General features: G+C 73.7%; 22 protein-coding genes and 1 pseudogene. 14 read left to right on the plus strand and 9 right to left on the minus strand.

Annotation, left to right across the window (positions count from 1 at the left end; all coding sequences use genetic code 11):
* Positions 1 to 624 precede the first annotated feature (624 nt).
* Positions 625 to 996: a hypothetical protein gene (locus AC067J_RS07020; RefSeq protein ID WP_478296904.1), complete on the plus strand. Its 372-nt coding sequence runs from the start codon at positions 625 to 627 to the stop codon at positions 994 to 996.
* A 2-nt stretch (positions 997 to 998) separates the two neighbouring features.
* On the opposite strand, the gene AC067J_RS07025 is transcribed toward AC067J_RS07020, so the two are convergent.
* Positions 999 to 1,607: a TetR/AcrR family transcriptional regulator gene (locus AC067J_RS07025; protein WP_478296905.1), complete on the minus strand. Its 609-nt coding sequence runs from the start codon at positions 1,605 to 1,607 to the stop codon at positions 999 to 1,001.
* Between the two features lie 130 nt (positions 1,608 to 1,737).
* On the opposite strand from AC067J_RS07025, the gene AC067J_RS07030 reads away from it, so the two are divergent.
* Positions 1,738 to 2,925, plus strand: coding sequence for a macrolide family glycosyltransferase (locus AC067J_RS07030; RefSeq protein WP_478296906.1), 1,188 nt, complete (start codon positions 1,738 to 1,740; stop codon positions 2,923 to 2,925).
* A 52-nt stretch (positions 2,926 to 2,977) separates the two neighbouring features.
* On the opposite strand, the gene fdhD is transcribed toward AC067J_RS07030, so the two are convergent.
* A complete protein-coding gene (gene fdhD, locus AC067J_RS07035; protein WP_478296907.1) occupies positions 2,978 to 3,799 on the minus strand; it encodes a formate dehydrogenase accessory sulfurtransferase FdhD in 822 nt (273 codons plus the stop codon).
* A gap of 306 nt (positions 3,800 to 4,105) precedes the next feature.
* On the opposite strand from fdhD, the gene hutH reads away from it, so the two are divergent.
* Positions 4,106 to 5,683, plus strand: a complete 1,578-nt coding sequence (hutH, locus tag AC067J_RS07040) for a histidine ammonia-lyase (protein ID WP_478296953.1) — start codon at positions 4,106 to 4,108, stop codon at positions 5,681 to 5,683.
* Positions 5,684 to 5,776: 93 nt separating this feature from the next.
* On the opposite strand, the gene AC067J_RS07045 is transcribed toward hutH, so the two are convergent.
* A complete protein-coding gene (locus tag AC067J_RS07045) occupies positions 5,777 to 6,220 on the minus strand; it encodes a hypothetical protein (protein WP_478296908.1) in 444 nt (147 codons plus the stop codon).
* 330 nt (positions 6,221 to 6,550) lie between these two features.
* Here AC067J_RS07045 and AC067J_RS07050 point away from each other — a divergent pair, with 330 nt between their 5' ends.
* Together AC067J_RS07050 and AC067J_RS07055 are read left to right on the plus strand one after the other, a co-directional pair.
* Positions 6,551 to 7,420 (plus strand): MurR/RpiR family transcriptional regulator, encoded by an 870-nt coding sequence (locus AC067J_RS07050; RefSeq protein WP_478296909.1) that lies wholly within the window; start codon positions 6,551 to 6,553, stop codon positions 7,418 to 7,420.
* 57 nt (positions 7,421 to 7,477) lie between these two features.
* On the plus strand, positions 7,478 to 7,798 hold the full coding sequence (locus tag AC067J_RS07055) for a hypothetical protein (RefSeq protein ID WP_327677568.1): 321 nt from the start codon (positions 7,478 to 7,480) through the stop codon (positions 7,796 to 7,798).
* Between the two features lie 7 nt (positions 7,799 to 7,805).
* Here AC067J_RS07055 and AC067J_RS07060 read toward each other — a convergent pair whose 3' ends face one another.
* Positions 7,806 to 8,378, minus strand: a complete 573-nt coding sequence (locus tag AC067J_RS07060) for a Uma2 family endonuclease (protein ID WP_478296910.1) — start codon at positions 8,376 to 8,378, stop codon at positions 7,806 to 7,808.
* A gap of 180 nt (positions 8,379 to 8,558) precedes the next feature.
* Here AC067J_RS07060 and hutU point away from each other — a divergent pair, with 180 nt between their 5' ends.
* The 4 genes from hutU (at position 8,559) to hutI (ending at position 14,099) form a co-directional block, all read left to right on the plus strand.
* On the plus strand, positions 8,559 to 10,226 hold the full coding sequence (gene hutU / locus AC067J_RS07065; protein WP_478296911.1) for a urocanate hydratase: 1,668 nt from the start codon (positions 8,559 to 8,561) through the stop codon (positions 10,224 to 10,226).
* Between the two features lie 29 nt (positions 10,227 to 10,255).
* Positions 10,256 to 11,455: an allantoate amidohydrolase gene (locus AC067J_RS07070; RefSeq protein ID WP_478296954.1), complete on the plus strand. Its 1,200-nt coding sequence runs from the start codon at positions 10,256 to 10,258 to the stop codon at positions 11,453 to 11,455.
* Positions 11,446 to 12,822, plus strand: a complete 1,377-nt coding sequence (locus AC067J_RS07075; RefSeq protein WP_478296912.1) for a formimidoylglutamate deiminase — start codon at positions 11,446 to 11,448, stop codon at positions 12,820 to 12,822. Before AC067J_RS07070 ends, AC067J_RS07075 begins: the two co-directional genes overlap by 10 nt.
* 107 nt (positions 12,823 to 12,929) lie before the next feature.
* Entirely contained in the window at positions 12,930 to 14,099 is a 1,170-nt protein-coding gene (gene hutI / locus AC067J_RS07080) for an imidazolonepropionase (protein ID WP_478296955.1), read from the plus strand.
* A gap of 124 nt (positions 14,100 to 14,223) precedes the next feature.
* Here hutI and AC067J_RS07085 read toward each other — a convergent pair whose 3' ends face one another.
* Together AC067J_RS07085 and AC067J_RS07090 are read right to left on the minus strand one after the other, a co-directional pair.
* Complete coding sequence (locus AC067J_RS07085) at positions 14,224 to 16,371, minus strand: S9 family peptidase (RefSeq protein ID WP_478296913.1); 2,148 nt, start codon at positions 16,369 to 16,371, stop codon at positions 14,224 to 14,226.
* A gap of 222 nt (positions 16,372 to 16,593) precedes the next feature.
* Positions 16,594 to 18,102, minus strand: a complete 1,509-nt coding sequence (locus AC067J_RS07090) for a peptide MFS transporter (protein WP_478296914.1) — start codon at positions 18,100 to 18,102, stop codon at positions 16,594 to 16,596.
* Positions 18,103 to 18,431: 329 nt separating this feature from the next.
* On the opposite strand from AC067J_RS07090, the gene AC067J_RS07095 reads away from it, so the two are divergent.
* Together AC067J_RS07095 and AC067J_RS07100 are read left to right on the plus strand one after the other, a co-directional pair.
* Positions 18,432 to 19,106, plus strand: coding sequence for a response regulator transcription factor (locus tag AC067J_RS07095; protein ID WP_030300686.1), 675 nt, complete (start codon positions 18,432 to 18,434; stop codon positions 19,104 to 19,106).
* A 121-nt stretch (positions 19,107 to 19,227) separates the two neighbouring features.
* Entirely contained in the window at positions 19,228 to 20,475 is a 1,248-nt protein-coding gene (locus AC067J_RS07100; protein ID WP_478296915.1) for an ATP-binding protein, read from the plus strand.
* Positions 20,476 to 20,555: 80 nt separating this feature from the next.
* On the opposite strand, the pseudogene AC067J_RS07105 reads toward AC067J_RS07100, so the two are convergent.
* Both AC067J_RS07105 and AC067J_RS07110 read right to left on the minus strand, forming a co-directional pair.
* Positions 20,556 to 20,840: pseudogene (locus AC067J_RS07105) on the minus strand (ester cyclase); the annotation flags it as partial.
* A 163-nt stretch (positions 20,841 to 21,003) separates the two neighbouring features.
* Positions 21,004 to 21,576, minus strand: coding sequence for a GtrA family protein (locus AC067J_RS07110; RefSeq protein WP_478296916.1), 573 nt, complete (start codon positions 21,574 to 21,576; stop codon positions 21,004 to 21,006).
* A 280-nt stretch (positions 21,577 to 21,856) separates the two neighbouring features.
* Here AC067J_RS07110 and AC067J_RS07115 point away from each other — a divergent pair, with 280 nt between their 5' ends.
* From AC067J_RS07115 to AC067J_RS07125, 3 genes are read left to right on the plus strand one after another with little or no spacing between them, the layout of a single operon-like run.
* Positions 21,857 to 22,975, plus strand: a complete 1,119-nt coding sequence (locus AC067J_RS07115) for a 5-(carboxyamino)imidazole ribonucleotide synthase (protein ID WP_478296917.1) — start codon at positions 21,857 to 21,859, stop codon at positions 22,973 to 22,975.
* Positions 22,972 to 23,505: a 5-(carboxyamino)imidazole ribonucleotide mutase gene (gene purE, locus AC067J_RS07120; protein WP_478296918.1), complete on the plus strand. Its 534-nt coding sequence runs from the start codon at positions 22,972 to 22,974 to the stop codon at positions 23,503 to 23,505. The genes AC067J_RS07115 and purE overlap by 4 nt, the downstream gene beginning before the upstream one ends.
* 23 nt (positions 23,506 to 23,528) lie before the next feature.
* Positions 23,529 to 24,779, plus strand: a complete 1,251-nt coding sequence (locus tag AC067J_RS07125) for a dipeptidase (RefSeq protein WP_478296919.1) — start codon at positions 23,529 to 23,531, stop codon at positions 24,777 to 24,779.
* 126 nt (positions 24,780 to 24,905) lie between these two features.
* On the opposite strand, the gene AC067J_RS07130 is transcribed toward AC067J_RS07125, so the two are convergent.
* On the minus strand, positions 24,906 to 25,155 hold a 250-nt coding region (locus AC067J_RS07130), incomplete at its 5' end, for a hypothetical protein (protein ID WP_478296920.1).

The raw sequence follows: 25,155 nt of genomic DNA on the forward strand, positions 1-25,155 counted from the left end.
CCGCGCAGCACGCCGTGTACCGGATGACCAGTGGGCCGAGCAGTACCCGGGCGGAGACGCAGCGGGCCCAGATCGAGGCTCCGGACGCCGTCTTCGACCTGCGGCACTATCCGATGACCCGCCGGGCCGTTCGCGGCGGGGCGTTCGCGCTGCGGGCGGGTGCGGCGGGCAACGATCCGGCGGAGGAGGCCATGCTGGTGGTCTCGGGCTACCGGGGCATGGTCGCGGCGGGTGGGCAGAACGCGGCGGGCGGGTGGTTGCTGGAGCTGTTCGCCGACGATGCCACGCTGCCGCTGGGGCAGGTCGCCGCGGCCCTGCGCGCGCTGGTCGCCGTCGCGCTGGCCGGCCCGGCTTCGCCGCCGGTGGGCTGAGGCCGGGGGGGAGCGGCCGGGGGAGGGGCTGACCGAGGGCCGGAGGGGAAGGGCGGCCGAGGGGCGGCCGGTCCTGCGTCGTCGTGGTGTGGTGGTTCGGTGACCGGTCTGTTCCGAGCCGGTCGCGGTCCGGTGGCGGGGGCTCCGCGGGTCTGGGCGCGGCGTCGCGGGCGTGGGATGGTGTCGGCGGTCGGCGGGCCGTCGGGGCCGCGCCGGATCGGATTCTCGGGGGTTGACTCCTATGCGCGCTCGGTTGACGGGCCTCGTCCTCTCCGCGGTGCTCGCCTTCGGCGGTGGCGCGCTCGCCGCCGCTCCCGCGGCCTCGGCGGCTCCGGCTTCGGCTCCGGCCGTGCTCCCGGTCGCCGCCCAGGCGGTGCCGGTGGTCGGGGCGGCGGCGCAGGCGGCCCCGGCGGCCGCCGGCCCGGCCGCTGGACCGGCCGCCGCGGCGGCGGACCGGCACGACACCGCCCGGCTGGCCGCTTCGAAGGACAAGGCCAAGAAAAAGAAGAAGAAGAAGGGCCTCGGCAAGATGATGGGCCTGCTGATCGGCGCGGTGCTGGTGCTGGTGGTGATCGCCGTGATCATCGTGGTCGTGCTGGTGCTCCGCCGCCGCGGCCGCGGCTGAGGTCAGCCGCCGTCCGTCGCTCCGAGCGCGCGCAGGACCGCCGCCACGAGGCGGTCCGCGTACGCGTGGTCGACCGGGCCGAGACCGTGCAGCCAGCGGTAGTACATCGGCCCGTAGAGCAGTTCGACGGCGAGGTCGAGGTCGGTGTCGGCGGGGAGCTGTCCGGCGGTGCGGGCGCTGCGCAGGCGTTCGCGGGTGACCTCCAGCAGCGGGTCGAGCAGCCGTTCGCGGTACTCGCGCAGCAGGGCCGGGTCGACCAGGTACTCGGAGATCAGGCCCCGGCCGGTGTTCTCGAAGACGGGGTCGGTGAGCTCGTCGGCGGTGGGGCGCAGGACGGCCCGCAGGTCGGCGGCGAGGTCGCCGGTGTCGGGCAGGGCGAGGCTGCCGGAGGCGTCCTCGTTGGCGGCGAGGAAGGCGTCGAAGACGACGGCGCCCTTCGAGGGCCACCAGCGGTAGATGGTCTGTTTGCCGACTCCGGCGCGGGCGGCGATCTTCTCGATGGTGAGTTTGGCGAAGCCCACCTCGGAGACCAGTTCGGCGGCGGCGGTGAGGATCGCGGCGCGGCTCTGCTGGCTGCGGCGGCTGGGGTCGGGGGTGGTCTGTCCGGGCATGGGGGCATCCTAGCGCCACAACGAGACGAACCGTCTCGTCTTGACGAATGGCGGGTCGTCAGGTCATGCTGTGGGGGTGTTCAGCGAGACGAACCGTCTCGTCTCATCATCTCGACGGAGGACGACCGACATGACCCGCTCCGCGCACATCGCCATGGTCTCGATCCCGGCCCACGGCCACGTCAACCCGAACCTCGCCGTCGTCGCCGAGCTCGTCGCCCGGGGCCACCGGGTCAGCTACGTCAACGACGCCTCCTTCGCCGCCGCCATCGAGGCGACCGGCGCGACGCTCGTGCCCTACCCGACCGCGCTGCCGCTCACCGACGACTCCCAGGTGTGGCTGCAGGACCCGGTGGGGATCCAGAACCTCTTCCTCGACGACGCCGTCGCGATGACCCCGGTGGTCCGCAGGCTCTTCGAGGAGGACCGGCCCGACCTCGTGCTGTACGACATCGCCGGGTTCACCGGGCGGGCGGTGGCCGAGGGCCACGGCGTCCCCGCCCTCCAGCTCTCGCCGACCTACGTCGCCTGGGAGGGCTTCGAGAAGGACATGGCCGACGTGTTCGAGGCGATCCGCACCGGCCCCGGCGGGCCCGAGTACCTGCGGCGGTTCGCCGACTGGCTGGCCGAGAACGACACCCTCGTCCGGGACCCGGAGGAGTTCAAGGCCCTCCCGGCCCGCGCCCTCGCCCTGATCCCGCGCGCCCTGCAGCCCAACGCCGACCGGGTCGACCCCGCGCGGTACACCTTCGTCGGCCAGTGCTTCGGCGACCGCTCGCACCAGGGCAGCTGGCAGCGGCCGGCCGGCGCCGAGAAGGTGCTGCTGGTCTCGCTCGGCTCCGCCTTCACCCACCAGCCCGCCTTCTACCGGGCGTGCGTCGAGGCCTTCGGCGGCCTGCCCGGCTGGCACGTCGTGCTCCAGGTCGGCCGGCACACCGACCTGGCGGAGCTGGGCGAGGTGCCGGCCAACGTCGAGGTGCACCGGTGGGTGCCGCAGTTCGACGTGCTCTCGAAGGCCGACGCCTTCGTCACGCACGCCGGCATGGGCGGCAGCAGCGAGGGCCTCCACCACGGGGTGCCGATGATCGCGGTGCCGCAGGCCGTCGACCAGTTCGGCAACGCGGACAAGCTGGTGGAGCTGGGCGTCGCCCGCCGGCTCGACACCGAGCAGGCCACCGCGGAGGCGCTGCGCGCCGCCCTGCTGGAGCTGACCGGCGACCCGGAGGTGGCCGCCCGCCTCGACGTGCTGCGCGCCGAGAGCCGGGCCGAGGGCGGCACCGCCCGTGCGGCGGACCTGATCGAGGCCGAGCTGCGGTGACGCCGCGGCGGGCGCCGGGCCGGGCCGGCGGGGACCGGCCGGGCCGGCGGGCTCAGACGATCCGGTCCGGGCGGGTGTACACGTTGGCGCCCTCGCCCCGCAGGAAGCCCACCAGGGTCAGTCCCAGCTCCTCCGCCAGGTCCACCGCCAGCGAGGACGGCGCCGACACGGCGGCCAGCAGCGGGGCGCCGGCCAGCGCCGCCTTCTGGGTCAGCTCGAACGAGGCCCGGCCGCTGACCAGGAGCACGTGCCCGGTCAGCGGCAGCCGTCCCGCGCGCAGCGCCCAGCCGACCACCTTGTCCACCGCGTTGTGCCGGCCGACGTCCTCGCGGGCGCAGAGCAGCTCGCCGGTGGCGCCGTCGAACAGGCCCGCCGCGTGCAGGCCTCCGGTGGACTCGAAGGTCCGCTGGGCGGCCCGCAGCCGGTCCGGCAGCCCGTACAGCAGCGCGGGCGGGACGGTCAGCGGGTCGTCGGCGACGGGGTGGCGGACGTGGGTGCGGACGGCGTCCACCGTGTCGCGGCCGCAGAGCCCGCAGGCGCTGGTGGTGAGCAGGTTGCGGTGGGCGGAGAGCGGCAGCGCCCCGGCGCGGCGCAGCGTCGCGTCCACCACGTTGTAGGTGTTGGCGCCCGCCTCGTCGGTGCCGGCGCAGTAGCGCAGTGCGGCGAGGTCCTCGGAGGCGTGCACCAGCCCCTCGCCGACCAGGAAGCCGGCGACCAGGTCGAAGTCCTGTCCGGGGGTGCGCATGGTGACCGTGAGCGGCTCGCCGCCGAGCCGGATCTCCAGGGGTTCCTCGGCCGCCAGGGCGTCCGGCCGGGTGCTCCGTCCGTCCCCCCGCAGCCGGACCACCCGCCGCCGCGCCGTCGCCCGCGTCATCGTGCCGCCTGCCTTCCCGTGTCCGTCGGTCTCTCCGTGGCGGTGCGCACCGTGGCCGTGTGCACCGTGGCCGTCACCGTGGTGGTGTCGTCCGCGGTGCCTGTCGTCCGCCGTGGTGCGCTGTGCGCCGTGGTGTGCCGTGCGCCGTGCGGGCGTGCGCCGCGTGGGCGTCCGCCACCCCCACAGCGTGCGGCACCGGGCGGGGTATCCGAAAATCCAGGTGACCGCCGATCCGGTGCAGGAGTTTCAGCAGGGCCCGGGTGGTTGTCATATCTTCATTCACCTGATGAGATGGTGTATATGGATATGCACAGTGCTGCGGCCCCCCACGCGCCGCTCGTCCAGGTCGGCAAGGCCGACGTCAGCGCCGAGGACGTGCTGGCCGTCGCCCGGGGCAACGCCCGGGTCGAGATCGGCCCCGACGCGCTCGCCGAAATGGCGGCCGCGCGCGCCCGGATCGACGCCCTGGCCGCCGAACCCCGCCCGGTCTACGGCGTCTCCACCGGCTTCGGCGCCCTCGCCGTCCGGCACATCAGCCCCGAACTCCGCGCCCAGCTGCAGCGCTCGCTGGTGCGCTCGCACGCCGCCGGCATGGGCCCGGCGGTCGAGCGCGAGGTCGTCCGCGCGCTGGTGTTCCTGCGGATGAAGACGCTCGCCAGCGGCCGCACCGGGGTCCGCCCGCTGGTCGCCCAGACCATGGCCGCGATCCTCAACGCGGGCATCACCCCCGTGGTCCGCGAGTTCGGCTCGCTCGGCTGCTCCGGCGACCTCGCGCCGCTCTCGCACTGTGCGCTCGTCCTGATGGGCGAAGGCGTGGCGACCGGCCCCGACGGCGTCGAGAAGCCCGCCGCCGAACTGCTCGCCGCCGCCGGCATCGAGCCGGTCGAGCTGCTGGAGAAGGAGGGCCTCGCCCTCATCAACGGCACCGACGGCATGCTCGGCATGCTGGTCATGGCCATCGCCGACCTCCAGCGGCTGTTCACCACCGCCGACATCACCGCCGCGATGACCCTGGAGGCACTGCTCGGCACCGACAAGGTGCTCGCCCCCGAGCTGCACGCCCCGATCCGCCCGCACCCCGGCCAGGCGCTCTCCGCCGCCAACATGCTGGCCGTGCTCAAGGACTCCGGCCTCACCGGCCACCACCAGGACGACGCCCCGCGCGTCCAGGACGCCTACTCGATCCGCTGCGCCCCGCAGGTCGCCGGCGCCGGCCGCGACACCCTCGCGCACGCCGCGCTGGTCGCCTCCCGCGAGCTGGCCGCCTCGGTCGACAACCCGGTGGTGCTGCCGGACGGCCGGGTGGAGTCCAACGGCAACTTCCACGGCGCCCCGGTCGCGTACGTGCTGGACTTCCTCGCCATCGCCGCCGCCGACCTCGGCTCGATCTCGGAGCGCCGCACCGACCGGCTGCTCGACAAGGCCCGCTCGCACGGCCTGCCGGCCTTCCTCGCCGACGACCCGGGCGTGGACTCCGGCCTGATGATCGCCCAGTACACCCAGGCGGCGCTGGTCAGCGAGAACAAGCGGCTCGCCGTGCCCGCCTCGGTCGACTCGATCCCCTCCTCGGCCATGCAGGAGGACCACGTCTCGATGGGCTGGTCCGCCGCGCGCAAGCTGCGCCAGGCCGTCGACAACCTCGGCCGGATCCTCGCCGTCGAACTCACCGCCGCCGCCCGGGCGCTGGAGATCCGCCAGCAGGGCGGCGCCGGCGGCACGGTGGCCCCCGCCACCGCCGCGGCGATGGCCGCCGCCCGGGAGGCCGGGGTCGGCGGCGCCGGCCGCGACCGCTTCCTCTCGCCGGACCTGGAGGCCGCCGCCGCGCTGGTCGCCTCCGGCGAGCTGGTGCACGCGGTCGAGCGGGTCACCGGGCCGCTGGCCTGATGACCGGCCGCGCGGAGCGCACCGGGGCCCGCCCCGGACGGGCCCGGCCGCCGCGCGCGGCCGGGCCCCCGGCGGGCCCGGCCCGCGGCGGGATCAGTCCCACTCGCTCTGCGCGGTCTCCGCACGGCGCCGTTCCGTCCGGTCCATCCGCCGCTCGGACAGCGCGGCGGAGACGTTGACGCCGACGATGCCGGCCCAGCAGACCACCAGCCCCCACACCCCGCTGGTGCCGCCCGCGATGCCGGACAGCGGAATGCCGAGCGCCATCGAGACGATCGGCACCACCCGGGCACCCGAACCGCGGGAGTGGGGCGGCCGGCGTCCGGGCCCGTGCGGCCGGGGGCCCTCCGCCGGGTCGTACCCGCCGGCGGGGCCGAGCCGCTCCGCGACCCGGCGCTCCACCCTGGCGTCGAGCCGGGCGTCGATGCGGGAGAGGAAGGAGTCGACGAGTTCCGACTCGTACTCCTTGCCGAGCTCCTTGCGGGCCTGCAGCGAGGCATCGAGATCGCGCCGCAGGTCGTCCTGGCGAGTGTCCATGGCGACCAGCCTGCGCCCGCGAGGGCGTGCCGGTCCATCGGTTCGCACCGTAATCCGGGAGGACTAGGGGGGAAATCAGGGTCGCCCCGGGGACCGGCCAGGCCGGACACCCACCGGATACCCGCCGGTCACCCGCCGGACCGGACGCCCGGTCACCCGGCCGGACGCCCCGACGCCGGACGCCCGGAGACCCGCCCGGAGGCCCGCCGGACCGGACGCCCGGCCGGTCCCCGGAGGTCTCGCCCGGTGTCCCGGCGTACGAGACGTCTTTGCCAGTGGCAGCCCGCTGCTGCACAGTCATCCGAACAGCTCGCATCCGGAGGTACCGCAATGACCGCCACCGACGACACCGGCACGGTCGGCCCCTCCGCCCGGCTGCTCCAGCTCTTCGAGGGCCACCGGCTCACCCCCACCCAGCGGCGGATCGCGCACTCCCTCGTCCGCCACGCCAACGAGGCGCCGTTCCTCTCCAGCGTGGAGGTCGCCGAGCTCGCCGGGGTCAGCCAGCCCTCCGTCACCCGCTTCGCGGTCGCCCTCGGCTACGACGGCTACCCCGCGCTCCGCAAGCAGCTGCGCGAACTCGGCGCCGGCGAGCCGGCCGCGCCCGAGACCCCCGCCGACGCCGTCCGCAACGAGCACCAGCAGGCCGTCCTCGCCGAGATCGAGCACCTGCGCCTGCTCGCCGAGCTGCTCGCCGACCCCGAGCCCATCGCCCGCGCCGCCCGGCTGCTCGCCGCCTCCCGCCCGCTGCCCGTCCTCGGCCTGCGCGCCGCCTCCGCGCAGGCACGCGGCTTCGCGTACTTCGCGGCCAAGGTGCACCCCGACATCCGGCTCCTCGACGAGGGCGGCAGCATGCTCGCCGACCGCCTCGAACAGGCCGCCGCGGCCGGCGCCACCGCGCTGCTCTGCTTCGCCCTGCCGCGCTACCCGCGCGAGCTGATGGAGGCTCTGGCGGTCGCCCGGGACTGCGGGCTGACCGTCCTCACCGTGGCCGACAGCGTCTTCGCGCCCGTCGCCAAGCTCTCCGACCTGATGCTGCCCGCCGCCGTCGGCACCGGCCTGGTCTTCGACACCGCCTGCGCGCCGATGATGCTCGGCCGGGTGCTGCTGCAGACCATGTGCGACGAACTCCCGGGTGCGGAGGCCCGTTTGGAGGCCATCGAGCAGTCGGCGGCGGCGCGCGGGCTCTTCCTGGAGTAGCCGCGGCTGGAGTAGTCGTCACAAACCGGGGCATCCCTCTGTACAGGGGGTGCCGCCATGCGCGTGATCCACGAGATGAAGTTCGTCGCCCGGCTCGCCTCGGGCGCCGACGAGTGGTCCTGCCCGACCTGCGGGCGCCGGGTCACCCTGCGCCGTCTGCCCGAACCCGAACTGACCGTCCTCGATCCCGGCGACGACACCGCGGTGCACGTCGGCGTGATCGAACCCGACGCCCGTGCGGCCGCCGCGGCCGAACGCTACGGCCTGGGCCCCGTCCAGGAGATCCCCCGCCCGCCCCGCCCGGCCACCCCGGACGCCGCCGACCGCCGCTGGCTGGCCGAGATCGGCATCGACTGGGACGGCGACGCGGCCGCCTGACGGCCGCTCAGCGCCGGGGCGCGTAGACCGGGAGTTCGGCGGTGCTCAGCTCGCCCGGGAGCGGTGCGGCGAGCGGTACGGGCTCGCCGTACTTTCCGTGCAGCACGCCCTGATAGGCGCCGTCGCGGGGGTGGGTGTAGAGCGTCCAGACCCCCTTGCGCGGGTCCACGGCGAGGAGGACCGGTACGCCCGCGATCGCGTACCAGCTGGTCTTGGTGGCGATGTGGCTGACGCGTTCCGAGCTGGAGACGACCTCCACAGCCAGTGCGACATCGCGAGGGTCCGCCAGCCAGTTGTCGTCGTCCTCCCAGTCGAGGGGCAGGACGACCAGGTCGGGTGTCGCGTAGTCCTCCGCGTTCTCGGGCATCGCGACCGACGACATCTCGTAGGCACCGAAGCCGCCGGGCAGTAGCCGGTCAAGCTGTCGGGAGAGCCGCTTGACGGTCCCCGCGTGCTTGCCGCGGGGGGTCGGGGACATCACCAGGGTTCCTCCGATGATCTGGACGCGGAGGCCGGTGCTCCGCTCGATCTCCTCCGCCGCATCCCGGAGTCTGCCGGGCCGCACGGTGATGGCCGTCATCGTGTCCTCCGCTCCCTGGCGCTGGGCCGAGTGGCTGGTGCTCGCCGGGTTCAGGGTAGCGCTCGGGGGTCGGCCGCGCGGGCGCTGATCGGATGTGCGCAGGTCTGGTCGGCGACTGAATGTTTGGATATATTCAGTTGAGTCGAGACTGAATGAATTCATCCGTAGGGAGGCTGGGACATGGTGCAGCAGGCGAGCGGGCCCCGTGAGGTTCGGGCGGCGCGGGGGACCAAGCTGACGACGCAGGGGTGGCAGCAGGAGGCGGCCCTGCGGATGCTCATGAACAACCTCGACCCCGAGGTGGCCGAGCACCCCTCGAAGCTGGTCGTCTACGGCGGCACCGGCAAGGCGGCGCGCGACTGGCGCTCCTTCGACGCCATGGTGCGGACGCTGGAGGGGCTGAAGCAGGACGAGACCATGCTGGTCCAGTCCGGCCGGCCGGTCGGCGTCATGCAGACCCACGAGTGGGCGCCGCGCGTGCTGATCGCCAACTCCAACCTGGTCGGCGACTGGGCCAACTGGGAGGAGTTCCGCCGCCTGGAGTCCCTCGGGCTCACCATGTACGGGCAGATGACCGCCGGCTCGTGGATCTACATCGGCACCCAGGGCATCCTCCAGGGCACCTACGAGACCTTCGCCGCCGTCGCCAACAAGCGCTTCGACGGCACCCTGGCGGGGACGATCACCCTCACCGCCGGCCTCGGCGGCATGGGCGGCGCCCAGCCGCTGGCCGTCACCATGAACGGCGGCGTGGCGATCTGTATCGACTGCGACCCGTCCCGGATCTCCCGCCGGATCGAGCACCGCTACCTGGACGTCGAGGCCAAGGACCTCTCGCACGCGCTGGAGCTGGCCACCGCCGCGCGCGACAAGAAGCAGCCGCTCTCCATCGGCCTGCTGGGCAACGCCGCCGAGCTGTTCCCGCAGCTGCTCGCGATGGACGCGCCGATCGACATCGTCACCGACCAGACCAGCGCCCACGACCCGCTGAGCTACCTGCCCGTCGGCGTCTCCTTCGACGACATGGCGACCTACGCCGCCGAGAAGCCCGCCGAGTTCACCCAGCGCTCGCGCGAGTCGATGGCCCGGCACGTCGAGGCGATGGTCGGCTTCCAGGACCGCGGCGCCGAGGTGTTCGACTACGGCAACTCGATCCGCGGCGAGGCCCAGCTGGCCGGCTACGACCGCGCCTTCGCCTTCCCCGGCTTCGTCCCCGCCTACATCCGGCCGCTGTTCTGCGAGGGCAAGGGCCCGTTCCGCTGGGCCGCCCTGTCCGGCGACCCGCAGGACATCGCCAAGACCGACAAGGCCGTCCTCGACCTCTTCCCGGAGAACGAGTCGCTGCACCGCTGGATCAAGATGGCCCAGGAGAAGGTGCACTTCCAGGGCCTGCCCGCGCGGATCTGCTGGCTCGGCTACGGCGAGCGCGACAAGGCCGGCGAGCGGTTCAACGACATGGTCGCCTCCGGTGAGCTGTCCGCCCCGATCGTGATCGGCCGCGACCACCTGGACTGCGGCTCGGTGGCCTCCCCGTACCGGGAGACCGAGGCGATGCTGGACGGCTCCGACGCGATCGCCGACTGGCCGCTGCTCAACGCCATGGTCAACGTCGCCTCCGGCGCCTCCTGGGTCTCCATCCACCACGGCGGCGGCGTCGGCATCGGCCGCTCGATCCACGCCGGCCAGGTCACCGTCGCCGACGGCACCCCGCTCGCCGGGGAGAAGATCCGCCGGGTGCTCACCAACGACCCGGGCATGGGCGTCATCCGGCACGTGGACGCCGGCTACGACCGGGCCGACGAGGTCGCCGCCGAGCGCGGGGTCCGCATCCCGATGGGCGAGCTGTGACCGAGCAGGGCTCCGACAGCTTCGAGCGGATGTGGGCGGAGCTGCTCCCCGTGGGCCGCTCCGCCTCCTCCGGCGGCTACCGCCGGTTCGCCTGGAACTCCGCCGACGCCGAGTGCCGCGCCTGGTTCGAGCAGCAGGCCCGCGACCGCGGCCTGACCTACGAGCTGGACCGCAACGGCAACCAGTGGGCCTGGCTCGGCGACCCGTCCGGCGAGGGCGCGGTCGTCACCGGCTCGCACCTGGACTCCGTCCCGGACGGCGGCGCCTTCGACGGCCCGCTCGGCGTGGTCTCCTCCTTCGCCGCGCTGGACGAGCTGCGCTCGCGCGGCGCCGGGTTCACCCGCCCGCTGGCGATCGTCAACTTCGGCGACGAGGAGGGCGCCCGGTTCGGCGTGGCCTGCATCGGCTCCCGGCTCACCGCCGGTGTGCTGGGCCGGGACGCCGCGTACGAGCTGCGCGACGCGGACGGCGTCCGGCTGCCCGACGCGATGGAGCGGGCCGGCTACGACCCGACCGCGATCGGCGCCGACTCCGACCGGCTGGCCCGGATCGGCGCCTTCGTCGAACTCCACGTCGAGCAGGGCCGCTACCTCACCGAGGACCAGCCGGTCGGCGTGGCCTCGGCGATCTGGCCGCACGGCCGCTGGCGGTTCGACTTCCACGGCGAGGCCAACCACGCCGGGACCACCCGGATCGAGGACCGCCGCGACCCGATGCTCACCTACGCCAACACCGTGCTCGCCGCACGGAAGAAGGCGAAGCTCGCGGGCGCGCTGGCCACCTTCGGCAAGGTCGCCGTCGAGCCCAACGGCACCAACGCGATCGCCTCCCTGGTCCGCGGCTGGCTGGACTCCCGGGCCGCCGACGAGGCCACCCTGACCGAGCTGGTCGAGGAGATCGGGCGGACGGCGTCCGAACGCGGCGGGCGCGACGGCGTCCGGGTCGAGCTGACCCGCGAGTCCTACACCCCGGTGGTGGACTTCGACGGCCCGCTGCGCGACCGCCTGGCGCAGGTCCTCGGCAAGCGCGGCCCCGGCGGCATCCCCGTGCTGCCCACCGGGGCGGGACACGACGCCGGGATCCTGGCATCGGCGATCCCGACCGCCATGCTGTTCGTGCGGAACCCGAGCGGCATCTCCCACTCCCCGGCCGAACACGCCGAGACGGCCGACTGCCTGGCCGGCGTGACCGCCCTCGCCGACGTACTGGAGGACCTGGCGTGTCAGTAGGCCGTGCCGGAGGCGCGCAAACGACAACTTACTGGGCGCGGTACGCCTGGCTGCCGCACGCCAACGGGCCGGTGGTCGAGCAGGACGTGCTGATCAACACCGGCGCCGGCGGCAAGATCGCCAGGGTCCAGCCGGACAGCGGGCCCTGCCCGCCCGGCGCCGTCCGGCTCGACGGGCTGCTGCTGCCCGGCCAGGCCAACGCCCACTCGCACGCCTTCCACCGGGCGCTGCGCGGCCACGTCCAGGTCGGCTCCGGCACCTTCTGGACGTGGCGCGACACCATGTACCGGTTCGCCGGTGCGCTGGACCCGGACAGCTACCTGGCCCTCGCCACCGCCGTCTACGCGGAGATGGCGCTCGCCGGGATCACCGCCGTCGGCGAGTTCCACTACCTGCACCACGCGCCCGGCGGCGCCCGCTACGACGACCCCAACGCGATGGGCGAGGCGCTGATCGAGGCCGCCGCCCGGGCCGGCATCCGGATCACCCTGCTCGACACCTGCTACCTGTCGTCCGGCTTCGGCGCCGAACCGACCAAGCCGCAGCTCCGGTTCAGCGACGGCGACGCCGACGCCTGGGCCGAGCGGGCCGACCTGCTGAAGGCCCGCGAGCACGCCCGGATCGGCGCCGCCGTCCACTCGGTGCGGGCGGTCCCCGCGGAGCAGCTCGGCACCGTCGCCCAGTGGGCGTCGACGCGCGAGGCCCCGTTGCACGTCCACCTGTCCGAGCAGACCGCCGAGAACGACGCCTGCCTGGCCGCGCACGGCGTCACCCCGACCCGGCTGCTCGCCGACCACGGTGCGCTCGGCCCGCGCACCTCGGCCGTGCACGCCACGCACCTCACCGAGGAGGACGTCGAGCTGCTCACCGGCTCCTCCACCACGATCTGCATGTGCCCCACCACCGAGCGGGACCTCGCGGACGGCATCGGCCCGGCCCGGCAGCTCGCCTCCGGCGGCTGCCCGGTCACCCTCGGCAGCGACAGCCACGCCGTCATCGACCCGTTCGAGGAGGCCCGCGCGCTGGAGCTGAACGAGCGGCTGCGGACCCGCACCCGGGGCCACTGGACGGCGAACTCGCTGCTCCGGGCGGGGGCGGAGGACGGGCACGCCTCGCTGGGCTGGCCGGAGGCCGGCCGGATCGAGGCCGGTGCGCTGGCCGACTTCACCGTGGTCGCGCTGGACTCGGTGCGGACGGCCGGTCCGGCGTTCCGGCTCGGTGCGGAGATCGCCGTCTTCGCCGCCTCGGCGGCCGACGTGCGGCACGTGGTGGTCGGCGGGCGGCACGTGGTCAGGGACGGCGTGCACCAGCTGGTGCCGGACGTGCCGGGCGCGCTGCGGTCCTCGATCACCGCGCTGAGCTGCTGAGCCGCCGGTTCCCCCGGTTTCCCCTCCTCGCCGACCCGGGGGCGGGCGGGCCCGTCCCGTCCGCCCCCGGGTCCGTTCCCGAAAGGCATGACGTGAGCACCCCGAGCATCCCGAGCACGCTGATCACCGGCATCGGAAGCCTGGTCACCAACGACCCCTCGTACGGGACCGGGCCGCTCGGCCTGCTCACCGACGCGGCCGTGGTGATCGACGGCGCCGCCGTCGCCTGGGTCGGCCCGGCCGCCGAGGCGCCCGCCGCCGACGAGCGGTTCGACGCGGCGGGGCGCGCCCTGCTGCCCGGCTTCGTCGACTCGCACGCCCACCTGGTCTTCGCCGGCGACCGCACCGCCGAGTTCGACGCCCGGATGTCCGGCCAGCCCTACACCGCCGGCGGGATCCGCACCACGGTCGCCGCCACCCGGGCCGCCGACGACGCCGAACTCGACGCCAACCTGGCCCGGCTGGTGCGGGAGGCGCTCCGCCAGGGCACCACGACGATCGAGTGCAAGTCCGGGTACGGGCTGACCGTCGCCGACGAGGCACGGGCGCTGCGGATCGCCTCCTCGTACACGCCGGAGACCACCTACCTGGGCGCGCACGTGGTCGCCCCCGAGTACGCGGAGGACCCGGCCGGGTACGTCGACCTGGTCACCGGGCCGATGCTGGACGCCTGCGCGCCGTACGCCCGCTGGGTGGACGTGTTCTGCGAGAAGGGCGCCTTCGACGGCGACCAGGCGCGGGCGATCCTGACCGCCGGCATCGAGCGCGGGCTCACCCCCCGGGTGCACGCCAACCAGCTCACCTACGGCCCCGGCGTCCAGCTGGCCGTCGAGCTGGGGGCGGCCTCGGCCGACCACTGCACCCACCTGACGGACGAGGACGTGGCCGCGCTGGCTGGTTCGGCGACGGTCGCCACGCTGCTGCCGGGCGCCGAGTTCTCCACCCGGGCGGTCTACCCGGACGCGCGCCGGCTGCTGGACGCGGGGGCGGTGGTGGCGCTCTCCACCGACTGCAACCCCGGCTCCAGCTTCACGAGTTCGATGGCGTTCTGCATCGCGGTGGCGGTGCGGGAGATGGGCATGACGCCGGACGAGGCGGTCTGGGCGGCGACGGCGGGCGGTGCGCACGCGCTGCGGCGCTCGGACGTGGGCACGGTGACGGTCGGCGCCCGGGCCGACCTGCAGCTGCTGGAGGCGCCCTCGGCCGTGCACCTGGCGTACCGGCCGGGGGTGCCGCTGACGGCGGCGGTCTGGCGGGCGGGCGTCCGGGAGGTCTGACGGGCCCGCGGGGTCGGCCCGGGCCCGCGGGGTCGGGTCGGGGGCGGCGGGTCGGGTCGGGGGCGGCGGGTCGGGTCGGGGGCGGCGGGGGCCGGTGCGGAGAGCACCGGCCCCGCCGTCGTGCTCAGGCCCGTGCCAGCGACCTCCGCAGGAAGTCCAGCTGGTGGTGGAGCAGGTTCTCGGACACCGTCTCGTCGCTCGGCGAGTGCCCGATGCCGGCGAGCGGGAGGACTTCGTGCGGGCGCCCGGCGGCCAGCAGCGCGGCGGACAGGCGCAGCGTGTGGGCGGGGAGCACGTTGTCGTCGACGAGGCCCTGGATCAGCAGCAGGGGGCGGCGGAGCCCGGCGGCGTCGGGGATCAGGGAGCAGGCGTCGTACCACTCGGGGTGTTCGTCGGGGTGGCCGAGGAACCGTTCCTTCCAGTGGGTGTCGTAGAGCCGGTGGTCGGTCGGGGCGGCGCCGGCGACGGCGGCGTGGAAGACGTCGGGGCGGCGCAGTACGGCGAGTGCGGCGAGGAAGCCGCCGTAGGACCAGCCGCGGACGGCGACCCGGTCGAGGTCGAGCAGCCCGGGCCGGGCGCGGGCGGCCTCGTGGAGGGCCTCGACCTGGTCGTCGAGGGCGGGGGTGGCGACGTCGGCGTGGACGCTCTTCTCCCAGCGCGGGCCGCGCCCGGGGGTGCCGCGGCCGTCGGCGACCAGCACGGCGAAGCCCTGGTCGGCGAACCACTGCGAGACCAGGTCGGGCCAGCCGCCGCCGGCCGAGACCTTGGTGCCGGCCGGTCCGCCGTAGGGGTCGAGCAGGACGGGCAGCGGGCCGTCCGCGGGGCGGTGGCCGGCGGGCAGGAAGAGTGCGGCGCGCAGTTCGCGCGGGCCGAGCCGGAGCGGTTCGGGCCGGGCGGTGAGCACCGGGGTCTGTGCGTGCGAGGTGAGGGTGCGGGCGGGGTGCCCGGCGCGGTGGACGGTGGTGAGCGGGCCGGGGGCGCCGGGGGTGCGGGCGGTGTGGACCAGCGTGCCGGCGCGCTGCACTCCGGTGTGCACGCCGGGCGGGTGGCTCAGCCGGACGGCGCCCGGGCCGGGGGCCCACGTCCACAGGTGGCTCTCCGTCGGCTCCTCGGAGGCGGTGAAGAGCACCTGGTCGCCGTCGGTGCCGAGGACGGCGTGCAGCTGGAGGCCGGGCGGGGTGACGGGTTCGCCGTCGACGGTGAGGTGCCGGGTGTCGCCGAGGTCGGCGGAGTCGACGGGGGCGCCGGAGGAGGTCCGGACCGGCAGGCCGGGTACGAGTTCGACCCAGTGCTCGTCGTGGCGTTCGGCGAGGACGCGGGTGGCGCCGTCCGCGGGGTCGATCGCGAGGGTGCGGACGGTCCGCTGGTCGCGGCTCTGCACGGCGGCGTACGGGCCGTGGCCGTCCCAGCCGGCGGCGGTGAGGTACTCGAACGCGGCACGGTCCCAGTGGACCTCGGTGCGGGAGCCGTCGAGGCCGAGCAGCAGGAGCGAGACGTCGGCGTTGTCGGTGCCCGCCAGCGGGTAGCGGATGGTGCGCGGCGGCTGCGAGGGGTCGGACGGGTCGGCGAGGTGGAGGTGGCGCAGCGGGCGCTCGTCGACCCGGGCGACCAGCAGCCGGGTGCCGTCGGGGGACCACCAGTGGGCCCGGGTGCGGTGCATGGACTCGGCGGCGACGTGCTCGGCGACGCCGTACCCGACCTCGGGGTGCTCGGGTTCGGCGAGTGCGCGGTCGCCGCTGCCGGCGGTGGCGGTGCCGTCGGTGGTGGTGATGGTGGCGTCGTCGATGTCGGTGACGCGCAGGGCGCCGGCGCTGACGTAGGCGATCCGGCGGCCGGTGGGGTCGGGGCGCGGGTCGTAGGCCCCGGCGGCGGCGGGGACGGGCCGGACCTCGCGGGTCGTGGCGTCGGCGAGCCAGAGGGCGCCGCCGAGGGCGAAGGCGGCGAGCAGGCCGGTGGCGTCGGTGGCGTAGGCGGTGATGCCGGAGGCCAGGACGCGGGCGCGTTCGCGGCGGATCAGCTCGGCCGCGGGCAGGTCGCCGTCGTCGGCGCCGAGTGCGGCCGGGGCGGCGAGCAGGTGTTCCTCCCCGGTCCCGGTGTCGAGGGCCCAGAGGCAGGAGACCGGGTCGTCGCCGGAGCGGCTGCGCAGGAAGAGGACGGTGCGGCCGTCGGCGGAGACGGTGGGCAGGCCGGGCGTGCCGAGTGTGAAGCGGCGGGTGCGGGCGAGTTGGCGGGGGAGGGTGAGCGGCGGTTCGGGTGCGGATTCGGTGGTCATGCTCGGCACACTGGCATGCCGGTGGCCGTCCGGTCACCCACGGTCGGGAACGGGAACGGGAGCGGGAGCGGGGACAGGGTCGGGGGCCGTCGGGGTCGGCTCGGGGCCGGGGTCGGGGCCGGGGTCGGGGCCGGCGGGGGAACGACGACCGGGGCCGGCGCGGAGCTCAGGACTCCGCGCCGGCCCCGGGGGCAGGCGGTCAGGCGGTGCGGCCGGGCGTCGTCAGTGGACGTCGCCCATCAGCCGGACGACCTTCTTGCGGTACATCGCGAGGGCCACGCCGGCGACGATCGCCATGGCGCCCTGGAAGGCGAAGTACCCGGTGGATCCGACCACCCCGTCGCCGAGGACGAGCTGGAAGACGGCCGCGACGCAGTCGCCCGCGGTGACCGCGAGGAACCAGACGCCCATCATCTGGCTGGCGTACTTGGCCGGCGCCAGCTTGGTGGTGACGGAGAGGCCCACCGGGGAGAGGGTGAGCTCGCCGACGGTCTGGATCAGGTAGACCATGGCCAGCCAGAGCGGGGTGACCTTGGCACCGCCGGAGGCGGCGGCCATCGCCAGCATCATGACCATGAACGAGGCGCCGACCATCACCAGGCCGAAGGCGAACTTCATGGTGGTGCTGGGGTTCTTGGCCTTGCGGGAGAGCAGGACCCAGAGCCAGGCGAAGACCGGGGCCAGCGCCATGATGTACAGCGGGTTGAGCGACTGGAACCAGCTGGACGGGAAGTCGAAGCCGAACAGGGTCGACGCCGTGCTGTCCTGGGCGAAGATGTTCAGCGTCGAGCCGGACTGGTCGTAGATCATCCAGAAGACGGCGGCGGCGACGAAGAACCAGATGTAGCCGCTCATCCGGGACTGCTCGGCCTCGTCGAGGTCCTTGTCCCGCTTCACCTTGGCGAAGACGAAGACCGGGAGCGCGATGCCCGCGATCGACAGCGGCCAGATCGCCCAGTTGATGGTGAAGTGGCCGGTCAGCCCGACGACCGCGTAGAAGGCGACGGCCACCGCCAGCCAGAGGCCGGCCTTCTTGAGGATGGCGCTCTTCTCGGCGGCCGAGATCGGCGAGGTCACCACGTCGCTCTTGGCGCTCAGGTGGCGGGTGCCGAGCAGGAACTGGATCAGGCCCAGGGCCATGCCGACGCCGGCGAGGGCGAAGCCGAGGTGCCAGTCGACCTCCTGGCCGACGGTGCCGATGACCAGCGGGGCGGCGAAGGCACCGAGGTTGATGCCCATGTAGAAGATGGTGAAGCCGCCGTCACGACGCGGGTCGTTGGGACCGTCGTAGAGGTGGCCGACCATCGTCGAGATGTTGGCCTTGAGCAGGCCCGAGCCGATCGCGATGAAGCCGAGGCCGGCGAAGAACGACACGCCGGCGGGGACGGCCAGCAGGAAGTGGCCGATCATGATGATCGAGCCGCCGAGTGCGACGGTCTTCCGGGCGCCGAGGAAGCGGTCGGCGATCCATCCGCCCGGGAGAGCCAGCAGGTAGACCATGGCCGTGTACACGCTGTAGACGGCGCTCGCGACGGCGAGCTTCATGCCGAGGCCGCCGTCGGTGACGGAGGCGGTCATGTAGAGCACCAGCAGGGCACGCATGCCGTAGTAGCTGAAGCGCTCCCACATCTCGCTCATGAAGAGCGTGGCGAGGCCCCGGGGGTGCCCGAGGAAGGTCTTGCCGCTGGGAGAGGCCGACTGTACGCCGGACTCCAGGGTCGTAGACGCCATGTGTAGTGGTTCCTTGCCTGACAGCGTCCGCCAAGGGGGGTGGCGGCGGACGTGGACGGAACCACTCTACGTGGCGATATTTGGCGTCATCAGCTGACAAAACACGGCAATTAGGTATGGCGATGGTAAAGCTGCCAGCAGATTCGCTTGATCGATCCATGGTAAGGCAGCCCGAATTCCTTCGGTTGCAAGATCCAAAAGCAGAATCTTCGCCGAACGGGCGGTCCGGGCGTGTCGGTTGAGGCTTGATCGCCCTCTGTATAACGATCACGCACTGTGAACTACCTCACGGCCGCAACGGCCTGACCCCGGCGGACTACCATCACCACATGACCTGTGTGCTGCTCGCCGAGGACGATCCGGCGATCTCCGAACCGCTCGCCCGGGCCCTGCGTCGCGAGGGCTACGAGGTGCTCGTCCGGGAGGACGGCCCCTCCGCGCTGGCCGCCGGGCTCGGCGAGGAGGTCGACCTCGTCGTCCTCGACCTCGGCCTGCCCGAGATGGACGGGCTGGAGGTCTGCCGCCGGCTGCGCGCCGACGGCCGCAGCTGCCCCGTCCTGGTGCTCACCGCCCGCGCCGACGAGGTCGACACGGTGGTCGGCCTGGACGCCGGCGCCGACGACTACGTCACCAAGCCCTTCCGCCTCGCCGAGCTGCTCGCCCGGGTCCGCGCCCTGCTCCGGCGCGGCAACGTCGACCAGCTGACCACCGGCGCGCACGGCGTCAAGATCGACATCGAGTCGCACCGCGCCTGGCTCGGCGAGGAGGAGCTCACCCTCTCCGCCAAGGAGTTCGAGCTGCTGCGGGTGCTGGTCCGGGACGCCGGCCGGGTGGTCACCCGCGAGGAGATCATGCGGCAGGTCTGGGACACCACCTGGTGGACCTCCACCAAGACCCTCGACATGCACATCTCCTGGCTGCGCAAGAAGCTCGGCGACGACGCCGCCAACCCCCGCTACATCGCCACCGTGCGCGGGGTGGGCTTCCGCTTCGAGAAGAACTAGCCGGCGCAGGACCGGGGGGGGCGTCCCCAGGACCGGGCCGGACCGGCCGGTCCACCGGGCACCTCCGCCCCCGGCACCGGGGCGGGTACCACCACTTCGCACCACCACGGGGAGCGGCAGCGTGAAACGCCGGATGATCAACTCGCTGCTCGGCGTCGTCCTCGTGGTCGTCGTCGTGTTCTGCGTCCCGCTCGCCCTGGTGGAGAAGCGCACCATCGTCAGCTCCGCCCAGGACCGGGTGGACGCCGCCGCCGTCCGGGTGCTCTCCCTGGTGGAGAACCGGCTGGCGGCCAACGAGCCGGTCACCGGCGACAAGTTCGCCAACCAGGTCTCCGAGGGCCAGTACGTCGAGGTGGTCATCCCCGGCCAGCCGACCGTCTCCAGCGGGCAGCGGCCGGCGGGCGACCACCTGCTGAAGGCGGTGGAGCGGGGCGTCAGCGGTGAGACCGTCACCGTCGAGCAGTCCCGGGCCGCCGTCGACCACGAGATCGCCAACATGCTGCTGCTGCTCGGCGTGGTCGCGCTGCTCGCCGTGCAGGCCGCCGTCGCCCTCGCCGTCTGGCAGGCCAAACGGCTCGCCCGCCCGCTCACCGACCTCGCCGAGACCGCCGAGCGGCTCGGCTCCGGCGACCCGCGCCCCCGCAACCGCCGCTACGACGTGCCCGAACTCGACCGGGTCGCGGAGGTGCTCGACGTCAGCGCCGAGCGGATCGCCCGGATGCTCACCGCCGAACGCCGGCTCGCCGCCGACGCCTCGCACCAGCTGCGCACCCCGCTCACCGCGCTCTCCATGCGGCTGGAGGAGATCACCGCGCTCGCCGAGGACCCGGAGACCGTCAAGGAGGAGGCCACCATCGCCCTCCAGCAGGTCGAGCGGCTCACCGACGTCGTCCAGCGGCTGCTCACCACCCAGCGCGACCCGCGCAGCCCCACCGCCGTCGCCTTCGACCTCGACGACGTCGTCAAGCAGCAGGTGGAGGAGTGGGGCGCGTCGCTGCGCGGCACCGGCCGGGTGCTCCAGGTCGAGGGCCTGCGCGGGGTCACCGCCGTCGGCACCCCCGGCACGGTCGCCCAGGTGCTGGCCACCCTGATCGAGAACTCACTGATGCACGGCGCCGGGACGATCACCCTGCGGGTCCGGCCGTCCGGGACGTCCGCGGTGGTCGAGGTGCAGGACGAGGGCCCCGGGGTGCCCGCGGAACTGGGCAACCGGGTGTTCGAGCGCGCGGTCAGCGGCCGCAACTCGACCGGGATCGGGCTGGCCGTCGCCCGCGACCTCGCGGAGGCGGACGGCGGGCGGCTGGAACTGCTCTCGCTGCGGCCGGCGGTGTTCGCGCTCTTCCTCGGCCGCAGCCGGCGCGACGTGTAGCGCGACGTGTAGCGCGGCGTGCGGTGGCCGCGGCCGAGGCGGTCCGGCGGGTACGCGGCCGGGCCGGGTCAGAACCGGGCGTCCCGGACCACGTCGAGATCGGTGAACGCGGGCGGTTCGTCGCAGAGCGCCACCATCTGGCGGAAGACCCGGTCGGTCTCCGGCAGGCGGGAGTTGCGCATCGCGTCCTCGTACGACGCGAACTCGACGATCTCCACCACGTGCCGGGGGTCGGACCGGTCGGTGGCCAGCATCGCGTGGTCGACCGTCCGCCGGCCCTCGGTCTGCTCGGCCCAGCGGTCCAACAGACCGTTGAGCTCGTCCACCTTGTCGGTCCTGCAGTCGATGATCTGGACGAACGCCATGACGAGCCTCCTCGTCCCCCTCTGCCGTGACCGTCCGCAGGCCGTGTCCGTCCCCGGTCACCACTGTCCTCCTGCCGCAGCGGGCGGGGCAAGCGGGGCGGGCGGAGGTGCGTGGGGCGAGCGGGGTGCGTGGGGTGCGACGGGAACGCGGCGGGCCGGGCCGCTACTCGGCCTTGGCGTACCGGATCTGCTCGGCGGCGAGCATCAGCTCGGCCTGGGCGACCACGCCGGCCGCCGGGGCGGTCCCGGCCGTGGCGGCCGCGGGCTCGGCCACGGGTGCCTCCGCCGCCTCCGGGACGGCCTTGAACACCCAGGTCCGGTACGAGACGAAGCGGAACACCGTGCCCAGCGCCAGGCCGGCCACCTTGGCGGCCAGCTGCTCGAAGTGCGAGGAGAGGCCGAGCACGTAGACCGTGAAGCCGAGCACCCCGGTCTCGATCAGCATGCCGGCGCCGCTGAACACCAGGAAGAGCGTGATCTCGCGCTTGCGCGAGGCGGCGTCGCGGTCCCGGTACAGCCAGTAGCGGTAGCCCAGGTAGTTGGTGGCGATCGCGACCAGGGTGGCGGCGATGTTCGAGCGCAGCGAGGCCAGGTGCAGGCCGTTGATGCAGACCCAGAAGACGGCGAAGTTGACCACCACACCGCTGAGGCCGACGATGCCGAACTTCACCACCTCGCCCGACAGGCCGCGCAGTCTCTGCGCCAGCGAGGGGTTCGACGCCGTGGTCGTCGCCATACCGGGCTGCCTCCATGTGCCTGCGGACGAAAGGGGCCCGGTGCGTGAACGCCGACGGCCCCTTGAGCCCTGCGTGCACGCACATGATCGGATCACGCGTACCAGGACCTGGCCGTCCAGGCTACCCGGTTCCGCCGATCGGCTCAGCCCCTCCGTACGGCATCGAAGGACCCCTGGCGGTAGACGCCCCGACTGCCGGAGCGGTTCCACGCCCTCCGACCGGCCCGGATATCCTGGCGGGGTGACTTCCCCGGGCAATGCGAATTTTCCAGTGGTGGGCATGATCGGAGGCGGGCAGCTCGCCCGCATGGCGCACCAGGCGGGCATCCCGCTCGGGATCCGGTTCAAGCTCCTCGCCGACACCCCCCAGGACTCGGCCGCGCAGGTCGTTTCCGACGTCGTCCTCGGCGACTACCGAGACCTCGACACCCTGCGCCGCTTCGCGGCCGGCTGTGACGTGGTCACCTTCGACCACGAGCACGTGCCGACCGAGCACCTGCGGGCCCTGCAGGCCGACGGCATCGCCGTCCGGCCGGGCCCGGAGGCCCTGGTCAACGCCCAGGACAAGGGTGTGATGCGGGCCAGGCTCGACTCCATCGGAGTGCCCTGCCCCCGGCACCGGCTCGTCGCCGACCCGGCCGACGTGACCGCCTTCGCGGCGGAGGGCGCCGGATACCCGGTGGTCCTGAAGACCGTGCGCGGCGGCTACGACGGCAAGGGCGTCTGGGTGGTCGGCGACGAGTCGGAGGCCGAGGCCCCGTTCCGGGCCGGCGTGCCGGTGCTCGCCGAGGAGAAGGTCGACTTCGTCCGTGAGCTGGCCGCCAACGTGGTCCGTTCGCCCAGCGGGCAGGCGGTCGCCTACCCGGTGGTGGAGAGCGTCCAGGAGAACGGCGTCTGCGCCGAGGTCACCGCCCCCGCACCCGACCTCGACCCGGCCCTGTCCGACGAGGCCCAGCAGCTGGCCCTGCGGATCGCCGGCGAGCTGGACATCACCGGCCACCTGGCGGTCGAGCTGTTCCAGACCCGGGACGGCCGGATCCTGGTCAACGAGCTGGCCATGCGCCCGCACAACTCCGGGCACTGGAGCCAGGACGGCGCGGTCACCTCGCAGTTCGAGAACCACCTGCGGGCCGTCCTCGACCTGCCGCTCGGCGACCCCCGGCCGCGCGCCAGGTGGACCGTCATGGTCAACGTCCTCGGCGGCGACTACCCGGACATGTACCACGCCTTCCTGCACTGCATGGCCCGTGACCCCGGTCTGCGGATCCACATGTACGGCAAGGACGTGAAGCCCGGCCGCAAGGTCGGCCATGTCAACGTCTTCGGGGACGACCTCGACGACGTCCGCGAGCGCGCCCGTCACGCGGCCGCCTACCTGCGAGGAACGATCACCGAATGACCTCCCCCACCGCGCCCCTGGTCGGCATCGTCATGGGCTCCGACTCCGACTGGCCCGTGATGGAGGCCGCCGCCCAGGCCCTCGACGAGTTCGAGATCCCCTACGAGGTCGACGTCGTCTCGGCGCACCGGATGCCCCGCGAGATGGTGGCGTACGGCGAGAAGGCCCACCAGCGCGGCCTGAAGGCGATCATCGCCGGGGCCGGCGGCGCCGCCCACCTGCCGGGCATGCTGGCCTCCGTCACCCCGCTGCCGGTGATCGGCGTGCCGGTGCCGCTGCGTTACCTGGACGGCATGGACAGCCTGCTGTCGATCGTGCAGATGCCGGCCGGCGTGCCGGTGGCCACCGTCTCGGTGGCGGGCGCGCGCAACGCGGGCCTGCTGGCGGTGCGGATGCTGGCCGCGTTCGACCAGGAGCTGACCGAGAAGATGACGGACTTCCAGGCCGAGCTGAACAGCCAGGCCACCGAGAAGGGCCGGAAGCTTCGGGCCAAGGTGGCGGGTTCCCCCTCCTTCGGCTTTGGAAAGTAGGCATATCGGATACAACAGCTCGTATGACCTCTGAGCTGCTGGATCCCTCTGCCTCCGCTGCCTCCGCCGCCCCCGGCGTCACTCCGGCCCTGCTGGAGCGCGCCGGGGCGGTCCTCCGCGACACCCCCGTGGTGGACGGCCACAACGACCTCCCGTGGGCGATGCGCGAACAGGCCGGCTACGACCTCGACGCGCTCGACCTGGCCGCCGACCAGAGCGCCCGCCTCCACACCGACCTCGCCCGCCTCGTCGCGGGCGGGGTCGGCGCGCAGTTCTGGTCCGTCTACGTCCCCTCCCGGCTCGCCGGGGACCACGCCGTCAGCGCCACCCTGGAGCAGATCGACTTCGTCCACGCCCTGGTCGACCGGTTCCCCGACCGGCTGCGGCTCGCGCTCACCGCCGACGACCTCGAAACCGCCCGCGCCGAGGGCCGGATCGCCTCCCTGATGGGCGCCGAGGGCGGCCACTCCATCGACTGCTCGCTCGCCACCCTGCGCGCCCTGTACGCGCTCGGCGTCCGGTACCTGACGCTCACCCACAACGACAACACCCCGTGGGCCGACTCCGCCACCGACGAGCCCGCCGCCGGCGGCCTCACCGCCTTCGGCGAGGAGGTCGTCCGGGAGATGAACCGGCTCGGCATGCTGGTCGACCTCTCGCACGTCTCCGCCGACACCATGCGCGACGCCCTGCGGGTCACCGAGGCGCCGGTGATCTTCTCGCACTCCTCCGCCCGCGCCGTCTGCCCCCACCCGCGCAACGTCCCCGACGACGTGCTCGCGGCGCTCGCCGCCAACGGCGGCGTGGCGATGGCCACCTTCGTCCCCAAGTTCATCCTGCCCGCCGCCATCGAGTGGACCCTCGCCGCCGACGACAACATGGCCGCGCACGGCTTCGACCACCTCGACACCACACCCGACGGGATGGCCTGCCAGCGCGCCTTCGAGGAGACCAGCCCGCGCCCGGTGGCCACCGCGTCCACCGTCGCCGACCACCTCGACCACATGCGCGAGGTCGCCGGCATCGACCACATCGGCATCGGCGGCGACTTCGACGGCACCGCCTTCCTCCCGGCCGGGCTGGACGACGTCGCCGGCTACCCCAACCTGATCGGCGAACTCCTGCGCCGCGGCTGGTCGGAGGCCGACCTCGGGAAGCTGACCTGGCACAACGCGGTCCGCGTGCTGCGCGACGCCGAGGCGGCCGGCGTCCGGCTGCGCGCCGGGGGCCGCAAGCCCTCCCTCGCCACCATCGGGCAGCTCGACGGATCCTGACCCCCCGTCCCCTCGGGGGGCGGGAGCGTGACCGGCGAGGTCGGCGAGGCGTGCCGGCCTCGCCGATCCATGCGGGGGCGAGGCCGCCCGGCGGGGGCCGGGAGCGGCCCGGCATAGCGTTCACTTTCAATTCATTGCAACGGATTGAAAGTCTGTCGTTGCATTTGATTTGCTCCTGTCGCAACGATATTGCCGCATTGACCTGCGGGGATACTGTTTTGACGCAATGAGTGTGTTGCCGAGATATGGAAAGCAACGTAGCTTTTCCGTTGTCAGAAACGCCGACGGCAACGACTCGCAGGAGCACACACCACCATGCAGAACTTCGCCACCACCGCCCCGATCACCACCGTCCTCGACATCCCCGCCGGCCGCA

The sequence above is a fragment of the Kitasatospora sp. NPDC042419 genome, assembly GCF_056437345.1.

What these genes read in the sequence shown, in the direction of transcription:
- AC067J_RS07025 (WP_478296905.1), bottom strand. Translation starts at nt 1,607, where the DNA reads ATGCCCGGACAGACCACCCCCGACCCCAGCCGCCGCAGCCAGCAGAGC.
- AC067J_RS07030 (WP_478296906.1), top strand. Translation starts at nt 1,738, where the DNA reads ATGACCCGCTCCGCGCACATCGCCATGGTCTCGATCCCGGCCCACGGC.
- fdhD (WP_478296907.1), bottom strand. Translation starts at nt 3,799, where the DNA reads ATGACGCGGGCGACGGCGCGGCGGCGGGTGGTCCGGCTGCGGGGGGAC.
- hutH (WP_478296953.1), top strand. Translation starts at nt 4,106, where the DNA reads ATGCACAGTGCTGCGGCCCCCCACGCGCCGCTCGTCCAGGTCGGCAAG.
- AC067J_RS07045 (WP_478296908.1), bottom strand. Translation starts at nt 6,220, where the DNA reads ATGGACACTCGCCAGGACGACCTGCGGCGCGATCTCGATGCCTCGCTG.
- AC067J_RS07050 (WP_478296909.1), top strand. Translation starts at nt 6,551, where the DNA reads ATGACCGCCACCGACGACACCGGCACGGTCGGCCCCTCCGCCCGGCTG.
- AC067J_RS07055 (WP_327677568.1), top strand. Translation starts at nt 7,478, where the DNA reads ATGCGCGTGATCCACGAGATGAAGTTCGTCGCCCGGCTCGCCTCGGGC.
- AC067J_RS07060 (WP_478296910.1), bottom strand. Translation starts at nt 8,378, where the DNA reads ATGACGGCCATCACCGTGCGGCCCGGCAGACTCCGGGATGCGGCGGAG.
- hutU (WP_478296911.1), top strand. Translation starts at nt 8,559, where the DNA reads ATGGTGCAGCAGGCGAGCGGGCCCCGTGAGGTTCGGGCGGCGCGGGGG.
- AC067J_RS07070 (WP_478296954.1), top strand. Translation starts at nt 10,256, where the DNA reads ATGTGGGCGGAGCTGCTCCCCGTGGGCCGCTCCGCCTCCTCCGGCGGC.
- AC067J_RS07085 (WP_478296913.1), bottom strand. Translation starts at nt 16,371, where the DNA reads ATGACCACCGAATCCGCACCCGAACCGCCGCTCACCCTCCCCCGCCAA.
- AC067J_RS07090 (WP_478296914.1), bottom strand. Translation starts at nt 18,102, where the DNA reads ATGGCGTCTACGACCCTGGAGTCCGGCGTACAGTCGGCCTCTCCCAGC.
- AC067J_RS07095 (WP_030300686.1), top strand. Translation starts at nt 18,432, where the DNA reads ATGACCTGTGTGCTGCTCGCCGAGGACGATCCGGCGATCTCCGAACCG.
- AC067J_RS07110 (WP_478296916.1), bottom strand. Translation starts at nt 21,576, where the DNA reads ATGGCGACGACCACGGCGTCGAACCCCTCGCTGGCGCAGAGACTGCGC.
- AC067J_RS07115 (WP_478296917.1), top strand. Translation starts at nt 21,857, where the DNA reads ATGATCGGAGGCGGGCAGCTCGCCCGCATGGCGCACCAGGCGGGCATC.
- purE (WP_478296918.1), top strand. Translation starts at nt 22,972, where the DNA reads ATGACCTCCCCCACCGCGCCCCTGGTCGGCATCGTCATGGGCTCCGAC.
- AC067J_RS07125 (WP_478296919.1), top strand. Translation starts at nt 23,529, where the DNA reads ATGACCTCTGAGCTGCTGGATCCCTCTGCCTCCGCTGCCTCCGCCGCC.